The sequence below is a fragment of the Paenibacillus sp. FSL R5-0517 genome, assembly GCF_037974355.1.
Taxonomy (GTDB): Bacteria; Bacillota; Bacilli; order Paenibacillales; family Paenibacillaceae; genus Paenibacillus.
The window spans coordinates 43,345-57,105 of sequence record NZ_CP150235.1 but is presented as its reverse complement, the minus strand read 5'-3'; the positions used below and the strand labels follow the sequence as shown (position 1 = coordinate 57,105).

14 protein-coding genes are annotated in these 13,761 nt (G+C 48.2%); 1 reads left to right on the top strand and 13 read right to left on the bottom strand.

Annotated elements, in window-relative coordinates; translation table 11 throughout:
• Window positions 1–67: 67 nt before the first annotated feature.
• From MKX40_RS00275 to pth, 13 genes are all read right to left on the bottom strand, one after another.
• A complete protein-coding gene (locus MKX40_RS00275) occupies window positions 68–598 on the bottom strand; it encodes a S1 domain-containing RNA-binding protein (RefSeq protein WP_017691357.1) in 531 nt (176 codons plus the stop codon).
• A gap of 198 nt (window positions 599–796) precedes the next feature.
• Window positions 797–1,132: a septum formation initiator family protein gene (locus tag MKX40_RS00270; protein ID WP_339238935.1), complete on the bottom strand. Its 336-nt coding sequence runs from the start codon at window positions 1,130–1,132 to the stop codon at window positions 797–799.
• Window positions 1,133–1,143: 11 nt separating this feature from the next.
• Complete coding sequence (gene yabQ / locus MKX40_RS00265) at window positions 1,144–1,713, bottom strand: spore cortex biosynthesis protein YabQ (RefSeq protein WP_339238934.1); 570 nt, start codon at window positions 1,711–1,713, stop codon at window positions 1,144–1,146.
• Entirely contained in the window at window positions 1,710–1,994 is a 285-nt protein-coding gene (yabP, locus tag MKX40_RS00260; RefSeq protein ID WP_105602444.1) for a sporulation protein YabP, read from the bottom strand. The genes yabQ and yabP overlap by 4 nt, the downstream gene beginning before the upstream one ends.
• 171 nt (window positions 1,995–2,165) lie before the next feature.
• On the bottom strand, window positions 2,166–2,444 hold the full coding sequence (locus MKX40_RS00255; RefSeq protein WP_124118808.1) for an RNA-binding S4 domain-containing protein: 279 nt from the start codon (window positions 2,442–2,444) through the stop codon (window positions 2,166–2,168).
• Window positions 2,444–2,716 (bottom strand): HU family DNA-binding protein, encoded by a 273-nt coding sequence (locus tag MKX40_RS00250; RefSeq protein WP_017691362.1) that lies wholly within the window; start codon window positions 2,714–2,716, stop codon window positions 2,444–2,446. Before MKX40_RS00250 ends, MKX40_RS00255 begins: the two co-directional genes overlap by 1 nt.
• A gap of 307 nt (window positions 2,717–3,023) precedes the next feature.
• Window positions 3,024–4,517 (bottom strand): nucleoside triphosphate pyrophosphohydrolase, encoded by a 1,494-nt coding sequence (gene mazG / locus MKX40_RS00245; RefSeq protein WP_339238931.1) that lies wholly within the window; start codon window positions 4,515–4,517, stop codon window positions 3,024–3,026.
• Window positions 4,518–4,666: 149 nt separating this feature from the next.
• On the bottom strand, window positions 4,667–6,424 hold the full coding sequence (locus MKX40_RS00240; protein ID WP_339238930.1) for a polysaccharide biosynthesis protein: 1,758 nt from the start codon (window positions 6,422–6,424) through the stop codon (window positions 4,667–4,669).
• Between the two features lie 164 nt (window positions 6,425–6,588).
• A complete protein-coding gene (gene spoVT / locus MKX40_RS00235; protein WP_036606123.1) occupies window positions 6,589–7,131 on the bottom strand; it encodes a stage V sporulation protein T in 543 nt (180 codons plus the stop codon).
• A gap of 329 nt (window positions 7,132–7,460) precedes the next feature.
• Window positions 7,461–8,621 (bottom strand): peptidylprolyl isomerase, encoded by a 1,161-nt coding sequence (locus tag MKX40_RS00230; RefSeq protein WP_339238929.1) that lies wholly within the window; start codon window positions 8,619–8,621, stop codon window positions 7,461–7,463.
• Complete coding sequence (mfd, locus tag MKX40_RS00225; protein WP_339238928.1) at window positions 8,605–12,132, bottom strand: transcription-repair coupling factor; 3,528 nt, start codon at window positions 12,130–12,132, stop codon at window positions 8,605–8,607. The genes MKX40_RS00230 and mfd overlap by 17 nt, the downstream gene beginning before the upstream one ends.
• Before the next feature lie 272 nt (window positions 12,133–12,404).
• Entirely contained in the window at window positions 12,405–12,635 is a 231-nt protein-coding gene (locus MKX40_RS00220; RefSeq protein WP_253428884.1) for an anti-sigma-F factor Fin family protein, read from the bottom strand.
• A gap of 97 nt (window positions 12,636–12,732) precedes the next feature.
• The gene (pth, locus tag MKX40_RS00215) at window positions 12,733–13,293 is read right to left on the bottom strand and encodes an aminoacyl-tRNA hydrolase (RefSeq protein WP_253428882.1); all 561 of its coding nucleotides are present in this window, start codon (window positions 13,291–13,293) and stop codon (window positions 12,733–12,735) included.
• 140 nt (window positions 13,294–13,433) lie between these two features.
• Here pth and MKX40_RS00210 point away from each other — a divergent pair, with 140 nt between their 5' ends.
• Window positions 13,434–13,634 carry a hypothetical protein gene (locus MKX40_RS00210; RefSeq protein ID WP_024633712.1) on the top strand — a complete coding sequence of 67 codons (201 nt, stop codon included), beginning with the start codon at window positions 13,434–13,436 and terminating at the stop codon, window positions 13,632–13,634.
• The last annotated feature ends 127 nt before the right edge of the window (window positions 13,635–13,761 follow it).

Sequence of the window (13,761 nt, the reverse complement as noted above, 5' to 3'; positions counted from 1 at the left end):
ATGCAAAAAAACCGTTAGCCCAAGGGCTAACGGTTTTACTTATATGTTTAGATCAGGTTGTGACAGATTACACACGCTTGGCTCCGCGGCCTCCACGTTTGCCTTCTGTGTTCTTCTTAAGCGAAGAGATCCGCTCTTCACTATCTTTCAGGAAGCGTGACATTTTATCCTCAAATGAAGGTTTGCCTGCTGCGGGCTTGAAAGAACGGCCTCCGCGGTCACCACGGTTAAATCCACCGCCGCCGCCACCACGACCTTGGCCACCACTTGGACCTCCGCCGCTGAATCGTTCGCGATCTCCTCCACTGCGTTCCGGTCTAGGAGCTCTCGGGGGTCTGGATTGTGTTTGTTGCTCAACCGGTTTGTCAACAGCTTGCTTAATGGAAAGTCCGATCTTGCCATCCTTGTCAACGTTGATAACCTTCACTGTAACGAGGTCATTCAGCTTCAGGTGGTCGTTGACATCTTTGACGTAATTGTCGGCGATTTCCGAGATGTGAACGAGACCCGTGACACCTCCTGACAGATCCACAAATGCTCCAAAATGCGTGATTCCTGTCACCTTGCCCTCTAACTTGGTGCCCACTTCAATTGCCATAGAATAAAATGATCCTCCCTTAAAAATATACAACCCGATTTTTTGAATGCCAAAATCAATGCTGCGCTAATGTAATTATACCTTATGCCGTAAACCAAGGTCAACTGAACACTACCCCATCAGAGAGCCTATTTTTTCCGGTTTAACGGCTTCAGACACACGGATAACAAACCTAGCTCGGTAATGGACCGAATTCCATCAGTTCCCTGACTCTTCAACCTGGATTGGCGTTTCCTCAGGAAGATAATATCCTTTTTTCCGTGCCAGCTGTCCTATGTATTCAGGGTCATTCAACCGGCTGACTTCGTACTTCAACTGTTCCAGCTTCTTCAACGTATCTGCCTTTGAAGCTTGCTGAGTAGCCAGCTGAGAACTCTTGTCCGAAATTTGTGCATTCTGCACAAGGAATGTATATCCTGCCCATATTACAAATACAATCATAAACGTCATCCAAAGCATGAGGCGCCTTTTTGCACCGGCAGATTTTCCTTGGTTAGTTGGAGCCTTTGATCTGCCCACAGGTGTTTTACCCATTACGGACCTCCTTAAAACCAGCGTTTCCATATCGCTGCAATTCTTGTACCCACACGGATCATGAAGCATGGCGTTACCCAATATTTCAGGAGCGGCCTAAACATCCAGCGGAACAACTTGCCGAAAGGTACCAAACATTGCAGTACCAGCCTGCCCAGGAATAATAGTATCGCAATTACAAAACCGAATAATACGCGAATGAACTTATAAATTCCTTTAGCCGGCATAACGATCAGGATGTTAAGGATATGTCCACACCAATGAATCAGCGTTCTTGCGAGTTTAATTAACATTACCACAAAACGCTGGGTTGTAACACTTAAAAGCCAAAAATAGAAACAAACCCCTATAATCAGCCCCAAAAAGACATAAAACCGCAACTGTCCGTGGTTTCCGGCGTATAGCATCCGAAAAACGAACAGCGCGGAAGCAACCCAATACAACAGATCGAGCGTGTGAATACTCCATCTCGGAAACCGCAGCTGTCCGGACAGTACCCGGTAACTGTCGTAGGCCATTCCCATCACGACCCCCGAAGTAAGCATCCACATCAATGTGATCCATTGAGTATCCGGACTCATCGGAACATCTTGCCGAACAGGCCTTTACTATTCTTGTTCTGGGAACCGGGGTCCAGATATTGCAGAGAGCTAACTGTGCCTTCAATGGATAAGAGACCTTCCTCCAGGCTCAGGTTTTTGATATGTAAATTGTGCCCCCGGATGGTCAGATGCCCAAGTTCAGTCTGCAGCAAAAATTCCTCACTGTCGAAGCTCTCCACGTTGGAGACACCCGTCAGATCCAGCAGTTTCCGATTCTGCATGCTCAGATGATGCTGTTTGGCCTTACCGTGCTCAACCATGGCATGTACCCCTCCTTCTTACACCTAGCTTATGGATGTGGAGGTCGGAATAGAACCAGCGTTGTTGAACAAATAACCCGGCTTCCAGTAAAAACAAAAACGCCCTTCCCTGTGACAGGAGGACGTTTCGATTCAACTTGCATTGAATGCATGTTCATACCAGATGTACTGTTACCAGTTCATCCCGTTATCCTTGGCGATCGGCTCTTCCTTCACCAAGGTGTAGAGGCTGCTCGCCTCATCCTTCTTGGTACTCTCGGCAATTCGTTCCACCTTCACGGTGACCAGTTTCTGACCGAACTGAACCGTCAGCTCATCGCCCACTTTGACATTGGCGCTGGGCTTTGCTTCACGTCCGTTCACCAGAACACGTCCCTGTTCAGAGACGTCCTTGGCCACAGTGCGGCGTTTGATTAGCCGGGAGACCTTCAGGAATTTATCAAGACGCATTATTTTACGGCTTCTTTAAGTTTGTTGCCTGCTTTGAATGCAGGAACAGTGGACTCAGGAATCACGATTTCATTCCCTGTTTGTGGGTTACGTCCGGTACGACCGGAACGTTTGCGGGTCTCAAAAGTGCCAAAGCCGATCAATTGTACTTTGTCTCCGCTGGCAAGTGCATCTGTAATTTCTCCCAAAAAGCCGTTCAATACGGACTCAACGTCTTTTTTAGTCAAACCACTTTTGGTTGAAATGTTGTTAATCAGATCTGTTTTGTTCATTTTTAAAAGCCTCCCAAATTGAAAAAAAAGTATCTGCGATCCCTGACAATACATTGATTGCCGCTGATTCGCGTTAGGTCACTACACATGTATTCTGGCTTGGCATCTGAAATCCTGCCTTGGTCCGCGACTTTTTTAGCTTTTTTGTCGATGGTCGGCAGGGAACAGTCTAAGACCAGTACCCGAAACTATCCATGACTAAACATCAATCCAGTCATTACAGCTGAACACATGTTCGTATTATCATAACATACTGCATAGAATGATGGAATAAGGCTAATAGGTATTTTCCAGAAAATTGAACCCGTTATAATCCTGCCTTCTTCGCTTCCTGCCAGAATTGCTCCATCTCTTCCACATTGCTATCTGCTGGTGTTCTTCCCTGTTCATGAAGACGCTCCTCAATATATTGGAAACGCCCAATGAATTTGCGGTTCGTCGCAGCAAGTGCCTCTTCCGGGTCCGTATCGATGAATCTTGCAACGTTCGCGGCTGCGAATAATAAATCACCCAGTTCGAGCTTCCGTTCTTCCGCAGACTGGCCTTGTTGCACCGCTTCTTTCAACTCTGCGAGTTCTTCCTCGATCTTGGCAAACACACCGTCAACATCATCCCAGTCAAAGCCAACTTTGGCTGCTTTCTTCTGTAACTTGTATCCCTTCATCAGCGCAGGCAAGTCACGCGGTATACCATCCAGCACGGAAACCTTCTGCTGATCCTGACCTTTGCGCTTCTTCTCCTCTGCTTTCATCTGTTCCCAGTTCTGAAGAGCTTCATTCGCATCTTCTGCCTGATGTTCGCCAAAAACATGGGGATGACGGAAGATTAGCTTATCATTCAACCCTTCGATGACATCATAGACATTAAATGTGCCCACTTCTTCTTCCATCTGGGAATGCAATAAAATCTGCAGCAGCAGATCACCCAACTCTTCTTTCATATGGTCAGGGTCATCCTCATCGATTGTCTCAATGACTTCATAGGTCTCTTCAATCAGGTTTTTGCGAATGGACTGATGCGTCTGTTCCTGATCCCATGGACAGCCACCCGGGCTGCGAAGAATATTCACGATCTCATGCAAACGTGCGAAGGATCGGCGACGCAGGGCATCATCGGTGTTCTTCGGTACATAGATCAGTGACAGATTGCCGTACCCTTCGATCCGGTCCAGTTCGTGTAGCGGAATTTTGTGAATGATCTCTTGGCCCTGTACACCCAGTGCATGACCGACAAATACGGGATAGTCATCCGGGTAAACTTCCATCAGGCACAGCTTCACGTCCGAAGCAGTGAACACATCATAGACTTGTCCGATCAACGTATGTAGCTGTGGTTGTACCAGTTCTGTATTCAAGCTGCTGGCATCCAGGAGTTGAAAGCCTTCAATAGGATCAAATCCAAGCCGTATAAAGGCTTCGTCCAGAAAGCTTTCTCCACCCATTACACGTAGTGAAATGCCCATTTGCGGACAGCGTTCTTTGAGCAGTCGCACACTGGCTTCTGCCACCATGGGATGACCGGGTACGGCATACACAATCTCCGTTCCAGCCTCACCCTTGCGAGCAGCCTCGATCAATTGGTTCGCGATCTCATCATACACCTCGGGGAAGGAGGACTTCGCCTCATAGATCGCATCAAACGAGGTCATCTCCAGCCCCTCTTGCTTCAGATCATTCAATACAGGATGATCCAGGGTACGTACATACAGCGTAGCTGCATGTTTCATTTTTTTGATAATACCTACGGTCAGTTGGTCTGCATCTCCTGATCCAAGACCCACTACGGTTAAAGCTGCACTCATTACGTAAACCTCCATCCGGACTATCCTGCCCAGGCTCACTCATTCAGCGTGCCTGATCAGGACTAATTACACGTATTATACCAGAATCATTCGATATCCTATAATTGCATATTGGCTGTGCTGAATGCAGAAGCACCTTGAGCATGAAGCTAGCGCAGCACACGCAGTCTGTGCAGCAGCTTGGCCAGGCGAGGCCCCAGCTTGGGCACAGCCGCCAGCTCCGCTGCGGTCAGAAGCCCTGTCCGGGCCGCCGCCAGCAAGAACACGGCCGAGCCTGCGGCGATGCCCAGCAGGCTCACGCCCATTGCGGCCAGCCTGCGGTCGGCCGCGATACCCATGCCGCCGAGTACCGCTTCGGCGGCCAAGGCCATGCCTACCGCCGCCAGACTCATGGCGGCGATCACCAGCGCCGGCTTCGCCAGGACGGCGCCAGGGGCAGGGCGCAGGGCGACAAGTCGCGCCAGCAGCGCCACATTCAGGCCAGCCGCCAGCATGTAGGCGACTGCGCCTGCCATGGCCGCGCCGCTGATGCCCAGCGCCGGCACAAGCGTAACGTTCAGCAACGCCTTGACGCCTGCAGCGGCCAGCATGCTGAACGCGGGTGCGCGCACGGCGCCGAGGCCTTGCAGCAGCGCCGCCGCAATAATGCTGACGGTGCTGCCCGCAGCCGTCAGCGCCATGTACCGCAGTGCTTCGGTGCCTGCGGCATCTCCGTACAGCATGCGGTTAATCGGCTCCGCCAGCACCGCGAGACCCGCGGATGCCGCCAGGCCGATCAACCAGAACCAGCGCAGCGCGAGGCCTGCTTGCTGCCGAACGGCTTCTGGCCCGCCCTTTAACCGGGCTTCCGCCATCGCCGGAATAAACAGCACAGACAGTGACGTAGCCAGCATCGTCACCAGTTGAACTAGCGGCAATCCGCGGTTGTAGATGCCGAAGGAAACCATCGACTGGAGTTCATCCAATCCTTCTCCCCGCAAAAGCCGTGGCACGGTGAAGGTGTCCACCAGATTCATCAGTGGTACGGCAAGCGACCCGAGACAGACCGGAATGGCGTACATGAGCAGCATCCTGATCCATTCGGCATTGGATCGAGATTGGTCTGCCAGAGCGGGGTTTATGGAACTCACCGTTTTCATCTGTGGCGTAACCGATCTATTCTCCTGATGCTCTTGATGCTCATGAGAATCTGATCCAACCTCTCTGCCGTTACTTATTCTTCCCAAATCCAATGGTCCGGTTCCCACTTCCCTACGTTTCCGCCGATGACGGACCATGTACCCTAACATCGTTAACAGTCCGACCATTCCGCCAGCAACGGAGCCCATCATGGCTCCAGCGGCAATCGTCTCAAGCGAAGCGTCTCGTCTCATCAACCATACAAGCAGAACAATCATGACGGTGACACGTATCGTCTGCTCCACCACTTGCGATACCGCTGTTGGGACCATCTGCTGTAACCCCTGAAAATATCCACGCAGTCCGGTCATCACCGGAACGAACAACAACGCCCATGAAGCTGCACGAATCGAAGGAACGACATGTCGGTTGCCAATCATGTCAGCGATTAGCGGCGCGCCTGCATACATCAAGAGCGCCATAACAAGTCCTATTCCCCCGAGCAGCACGGAAGATAACCGGATAATCCTTCTGCTCTCGTCCTGTCTCCCCAGTGCATTTTGCTCTGCTACGAATTTGGATACGGCCAGGGGCAGCCCGGCAGCAGCAAGCGTAACAATGAGCATATATAACGGATACACCGTATTGTAAATGCCAAAAACACCGTCTCCCCCCAGATTCTGCAACGGAATCTTTTGAAAAGCACCAATGATTTTGGAGATAATGGCGGCAAGCCCAAGAACAAATGCACCCTGTAGTAGCCTCGAGCCTGTAGACGGCTGTTTCATAAGTCCCTCCTGCATAATCCGTTTAAGCATACCTTGTTATTATACCTGCCTGAGGGCATACAGACTAACTCTGCACCATGACACCCGTCTCGATCAACTCCTTTCCCTTAAAACGCAAAAACTCCCGCATGCCCATATCAGGGCACCAGGAGTTGATTCGCTATCTATTGTTCCATTTGCTTGCCAAGGAAACCAGCAGCTGTCTCGGACATCTTCACTTCCATCTGAGACATCTTCACCGATTCATCCTTATTGAACAGGATAACCGTTCCGATGGGGTCACCACCTGAAATAATCGGCGCAATAACAAATGATGATAACGTCTCGTCATGATCTTTGCTAAGCTCATAGGAACCGTTGTTTGTTTCCAAAATGGTCTTTCTGTTTTCCATACAGCCCTCTAACAGTTGACCTACCTGCTTGTCCAGATACTCTTTCTTGGAGCCCCCTGCCACCGTGATAATGGTATCCCGGTCGGAGATCATGGTTACATGACCTGTACTCTCATACAGGGATTCTGCATATTCTTTGGCAAAATCACCAAGTTCGCCAATTGGCGAATATTTTTTAAGAATAACTTCTCCATCACGATCCACGAAAATTTCCAGTGGATCACCTTCACGAATACGTAACGTACGGCGAATTTCTTTTGGAATGACCACACGACCAAGGTCATCTATACGGCGGACAATACCAGTAGCTTTCATTTCACATGTTGCCCCACTTTCTCGAGAAGATTTTTCAACTACTGTTCCTTAATGGGTAGAGGAAAGTCCCAGAACGTTTAGTGTGATATCTTGACCATAGTATTCATCTGTTCCCATTTCCTTATACATGCTTTGGAGAATATAGTTGTGTAACTTTTGAAGAAGGCGACCATATACCCATACGCCTTGTATATAGACAGGAAGAAGCAAGAAGGAGGTCCTAAGTCCTCCCCTTGCTTCTCTGTATGGTTGTCCATATTTACGTAGTACAAGGCATTCATTCGGGCAAATTTAACCCTGAACGTGTGCTAACAGCCATGTTTATTCGCTTATTTACTGCTTGTACCTTCATCTGTCTTTGCATCTTTATCTGTTCCAGTCGTACCTTGGTCAGTCTTGGTATCTGTGCCTGTGGAGTCATCCGTTTTTGGTTCGGTTGTTTTCTCTCCTTCAGTTCCTGTACCCGTTGTACCCTCAGTCGTACCCTCAGTTGTGCCTTCTTCAGCTTTTTCTGTTTTTGGCAGTTTGACTTCTTTTACGATTTTGTCCAATTCATTTTGCATGAACGTATCGATCTCAGCAGCTGCCAATTGGCTCTTCAGACTTTCTTTTTGCTCAGCTGTCAATTTGGTGAAGTCCGCTTCAGTACGAGCTTCCACTTTCATGATGTGGTAACCATACTCTGTCTCCACCGGATCACTGATTTTGTTCAGTGGCAATGTTTTGGCAGCTTCCTTGAATGCCTCTACCCAAGTGGATACCGGTGTATTTTCATACAGTCCACCATCAGGTACCGACTTAGTATCGTCAGAGTACTCCTTCACCACTCCAGCAAAGTCCGCTCCACCATCCAACTTGGCTTTTACTTCTTTTGCAATTTTCAGTGCATCTTCTTTTTTACGCTCTTTTTGTGTTTTGGAATCTGTAAATCCAATCAACACGTGGCGAACGGAAGCTGTTGTGAACTGATCTTTGTTTTTCTCAAACTCAGCCTTGATTGCATCGTCCGTAACGCCTGTTTCTTTGTCTTTAATCACTGTCATGATTCGAGTCATATAGTCTTTAATGTTATCGTCTGTCAAATTCTGAGCTTTGAGCATTTCTGTCCATTGATCTGCCTGAACAGAAGCTTTCATTTTATCGAATTGCTCGGTTGCCGCTTTGGAACCTGCTGTTTTGGCTTCCTCACTTGCTTTGCCACTCAGATATTCATAAGCAACTTCCTGTTTCACCAAATACTCTTTGAAATCGTCCATATCCATCATTTGTGCATACTCCGGATAGAGGAATTTCATGACACGTTGCTCCATGTCGAATTCATTGGCTGTAATGGTACCACCTTCATACGTTGCGACTACAGCACTCGTATCCGTCGATTCAGGTGTTTTTGCTTCTTCCTTCTTGCCACATGCAGCAAGCAGTGATAAGGAAAGTACTGCAACCATACTCACTGACAGTACTTTTCCTACTTTTTTATACTTTGGTAACATCTTTTAGTTCCCCCTTTGATTTAAAAGCCGTCTTCATGGATTCCAGAATTTTCTCTACCAGCTCCATCAGTTGCTTATCCCCAAGCCCCTTGCCTTTAGCGTGAATCAGCATATGGGGTCCTTGTTCAAATTGTACACGTCTTTCGAACTGATTTCCAATGTGCGCGATTTTCGAGAGTTCAAAGGCATGTTCACGCCCCTCATAGAACTTCACGGTAATGTCCTCACCACGTTGGGAAATGGATTCAATACCGTAAATTTTGCCGTATACTTTCATCCGCGCAACAGCCAGCAAGTTAATAACGGCCTCCGGAAGATCACCGAACCGGTCAACCAATTCGTCTTCCAACTCCATCGCATCATCGAAGGATGCAATGACCGCCACTTTTTTGTAGATCTCAATCTTCTGAATACTGTCATAAATATAATCGGACGGCAAGTAGGCATCGATACTGAGATCCAGGGTTGTGTTCCACTGGTCGGAAGGTACCGGTTCTTCGCCAAGCATCGTAACTTTGCGTTTGTTGATCTCTTCCGCAAGCATCTGGGAATACAGATCGAACCCGACAGAAGCGATGAAGCCATGTTGCTCTGCTCCTAGCAGATTTCCTGCACCACGGATCGACAAGTCACGCATGGCGATTTTGAATCCTGAACCCAGTTCGGTAAATTCTTTGATGGATTGCAGACGCTTCTCAGCAACTTCCGTAAGTACTTTGTCCCGTTGGTACGTAAAATAGGCATACGCAATACGGTTGGAACGACCCACACGTCCGCGCAGCTGATACAGCTGGGAGAGCCCCATTTTATCTGCATCATGTACGATTAGTGTATTTACGTTCGGAATATCTACCCCGGTCTCAATGATACTTGTGCTCACAAGCACGTCATATTCACCATCCAGGAAGTCCAGAATCGTCTTCTCCAGCTCTGTTTCCGACATCTGACCATGTCCCACACCAACCTTGGCTTCAGGCACAAGTTCAGAAATCTCAGCAGCCATCTCCTGAATTCCCTGAACACGGTTGTAGAGGTAATACACTTGCCCGCCACGGGCAAGCTCACGTTCAATGGCTTCACGAACAAGCGCCTGGCTGTGTTCAACGACATAGGTCTGTACCGGGAAACGATTCTCTGGCGGAGTCTCAATAACGGACAGATCACGCACACCCAGCATGGACATATGAAGCGTACGCGGAATCGGCGTTGCCGTTAGCGTCAGCACGTCCACATTGGTTTTCAGCTTCTTCAGTTTCTCCTTATGGGTTACTCCGAAGCGCTGTTCTTCATCAACAATGAGCAGTCCCAGGTCCTTGAACACCAGATCCTGCGACAGCAATCGATGCGTTCCGATGACAATATCTACTGTGCCTGCCTTGATGCCTTTGGCAGTTTCATTCTGCTCTTTACGGGAGCGGAACCGGCTAAGCACATGGATGTTGAACGGATAACCGGAGAACCGCTCACGGAACGTCTCAAAATGCTGCTGTGCCAAAATGGTTGTCGGAACGAGTACAGCCACCTGTTTGCCTTCAATAGCTGCTTTAAATGCAGCCCGAATAGCCACCTCGGTTTTGCCGTAACCTACATCCCCACACAATAAACGGTCCATTGGACGGTTTTGTTCCATGTCCTTCTTGATTTCTTCGATCGCACGCACCTGATCACGTGTCTCATCGTAAGGGAACATGTCCTCAAACTCCTGCTGTTCTGCAGAATCCTTGTCGAATCCAAACCCTTTGGAGGTCTGACGCTCTGCATACAGCTTGATCAGATCATCAGCAATATCCTGTACGGATGTACGGACCTTATTTTTAACCCGTGTCCACTCATTGCCGCCCAGCTTGTATATTTTCGGTTCTTTTTCTTCGGAACCCACATACTTCTGAATCAGATCGATCTGCTCAATAGGTACAGACAGTTTGTCTCCACCTGCATAGAGAATATGCATGTAGTCCTTATGAATGCCGCCAACCTCGAGGGTGCCGATCCCAAGGTACTTACCAATCCCGTGGTTCTGGTGAACGACATAATCGCCCACTTTTAGCTCGCTGTAAGATTTAATCCGTTCAGCATTGTCTACATTGCGAATCGGTTTGCGTACTTTACGCTGTTTTTGCGAGAACATCTCGCCCTCGGTCACGACAGCCAAATGAATGGACGGCATTTCAAATCCCGTTTGCAAGTTACCGATCATCATCTCTGGCTCTGGAATATCATAATCCATAAGTACCCGGCGCATCCGCTCGAGTCGCTCCTCACCGTTCGCCAGCATGAGCACTTGAACTCCGGCCTTCTGCCAGCGCTCCATCTCTGCCTTCAGTACGTTCATCTGTCCATGGAAATCCTGCATGCCACGACTGATGAAGTTCAGAATGTTCTGTGGTTGGGTGTGTGGAACTTGACGCAAAAAGATCGACATAAACAGCGTCTGGAATGGACGCTCATACAAGAGTTCATCACCGTCTGCGGATAATGGAAGATCCGGAAGTGTTTTTCCGTTTTGCATCAAATGCAGGTTCCACTCCGATTCATCACGGTCCAGCTGTTTCGATGTCTCCGATAATCTCGCAGGCTCATCAAGGACCAGCAGGGTATCTTCTGGCATATAGTCGTAAATCGTTTTATTCTCCGGATAGAGCGGAGAAATATATTTATACATTTCAGAGAAATACACGTGCTCGCGCAAAAGCTCGATCTCCCGGTGAATTTCTTCACGAAGACGCAGCTTCGCCTGCCGATCCGTCATTTTCTCCAGCTGTAGCTCCAGCAAAAGAGCAGCCGCGTCGGCAGCTTTTTCCATCCGTTCACGGTCTGCAATTAACTCCTTGCATGGCAAAACCGTAATCTCTTCAATTCGTTCAATTGAACGCTGATCGGCTGGGTCAAATGTCCGAATGGAATCGATTTCGTCATCAAATAACTCCACTCGATATGCGATCGATGAAGTAACCGGATAGAAGTCGATAATCCCTCCGCGTACACTCATCTCACCACGAGATTCCACGCGCTCCACACGCTCATATCCGAGCTTTACCATCTCCAGCAGGAAAGAGTCCAGTTGAAGTGTGTTGCCCTGTTTAATCAAAATCCGAGCATTGGCCATCACTTCCGGAAGCGGAACATAACGTCTTACCCCGGAAAAAGGAATAACAACAACGCCCCTGAATCCCTGGGCGCAGCGGACCAACACATCAATACGCTGACCCAATGTTTCCGGGCTGGAAACAGCGGCTTCAGCAGCGACAAGTTCGTTGGCAGGATAGATCAACACCCGATCGGGTGAAAGCGCTTCCTGTAAATCTTCTGCAATTTTTTGAGCTGAAAACATATTGTGCGTTACTACGAGCAATGGTCGGTTCATTTCCTGATGCAGAGCAGCCAGCATAATCTGACGCGCCGAGCCGGATAGACCCGAAACCAATTGTTCCTTCATGCCGGACTTGATTCCGGCTGTAATGGACCCGAAGTCCGGATCTTTGGAAAAAGCCTGTATAAGTGCTTGTAACAAAAGGGGCACCTCTCTTATAACTTACTTGATTATCTCACGCATACGCGTAGCATCACTATTAAAATGGATACAAATTCCTTTTTCTCCTGTTTCATCATAAAGGATTACTCGCAACATTGCCACATCTGTTGATGTGGCGGGGCCTGATTTGGAAATAGCAGTGGCTTTCATGCCAACTGAAAAGAAGCCTCAGCAGGCTGCCAAGGCTATAAAAGGTGGAGCGTTATTACGCAACCGCCCTCAACTGTCATTCGATCCTGCTACAGCGATGTCTATTGAAGCGGACTCGCGAGCAGGCTGAGCTCCGGATTGTGCTCCAGTGCTTCCTTACAATAATCACATGTAATCCGAACGGTAATGTCACCACCGGAATTATACGCTATTATATCCCTCCGCTCGTCGGGGGTCAAGAAATGAAAGCCGAGCTCTGCTTCCGTTATCCGGGCAGAATCGATTCGTCCGATAAAGGTACGGCAATGCCTACATACGTAATTCACTGACATGTTTATGCCTCCTGAACATGGTTTATACGTCCAGTATGTCCAGTATGGCTGAATCGAACCCGTCTTTTTGATCATTTTACCAGGTTGTTTTACAACATTATCCGTTAAACTTCGCCATCGTTTGTTCAAACGTATGAGTCAAGCTATGCTCCAAGGCATCACATGTTTGCTCAATGGTCTGATCAAGGGCTTCCTTTTCTTTCTTCATGAAAGTCGACAGTACATAATCGACAATGGCATGTCCTGGCTCAGGACGGGATATTCCCATGCGTACCCGGTTAAACTGCTGTGTACCGGTGTGCTGAATGATGGACTTGATCCCATTATGCCCGCCAGCACTGCCTTGATAACGCAATCTGACTTTGCCAATCTCAGTATCCATGTCGTCGTACACAACAATCAGATCTTCAAGACTAACTTTATAAAAATCCATATACGCCCGAACTGATTCACCAGATAGGTTCATATAAGTCATTGGTTTAATCAGCACGGTTTTCACACCGCCAATATGGCCTTCTCCAATCAGCGCCTTACATTTACTCTGTGTAATGGAGATACTATGACGATCAGCCAACCGGTCGAGTGCCATAAAACCGATATTATGACGGGTTTTGGCATAGTTCGAGCCTGGATTTCCAAGTCCGACAATCCACTTCATCTTGTTCCCTCCTTCGGATTAGCCTGAGGTGAGGCATAGACTTCGAATGTTATATTTCATATAATATCAGGAAAGTAAAGTTACGATTTACTGTAGTATTCACAGTTAATATTTTATCAACCCAGGAAGGTGAGCGGGTTTTGCGCGAAGACAACGGACAACTGACTCAACATAGCGATTTTATCTATCATCTCGAATATCACGTACCTGTACAGGTATACGACCGCGACACCCATATTGAGATTGGACTCATCACCCGTTTTGATAATCAATTTGTCGAAATTGCCGATACACTTTTTCATCGGCGGCGTTTCCGATTTATCTCCCGCCCCGGGTATTAACCATATTAAGATGAACGAACCTTTTTACACTGGAACATTGCGTGTGCAGAGACATCTTGCGTTGTAAATGAGTAGTTCAACTTATATGGATTGACCAGGGTCTATTTTCACTTTTAATAAAACGGCA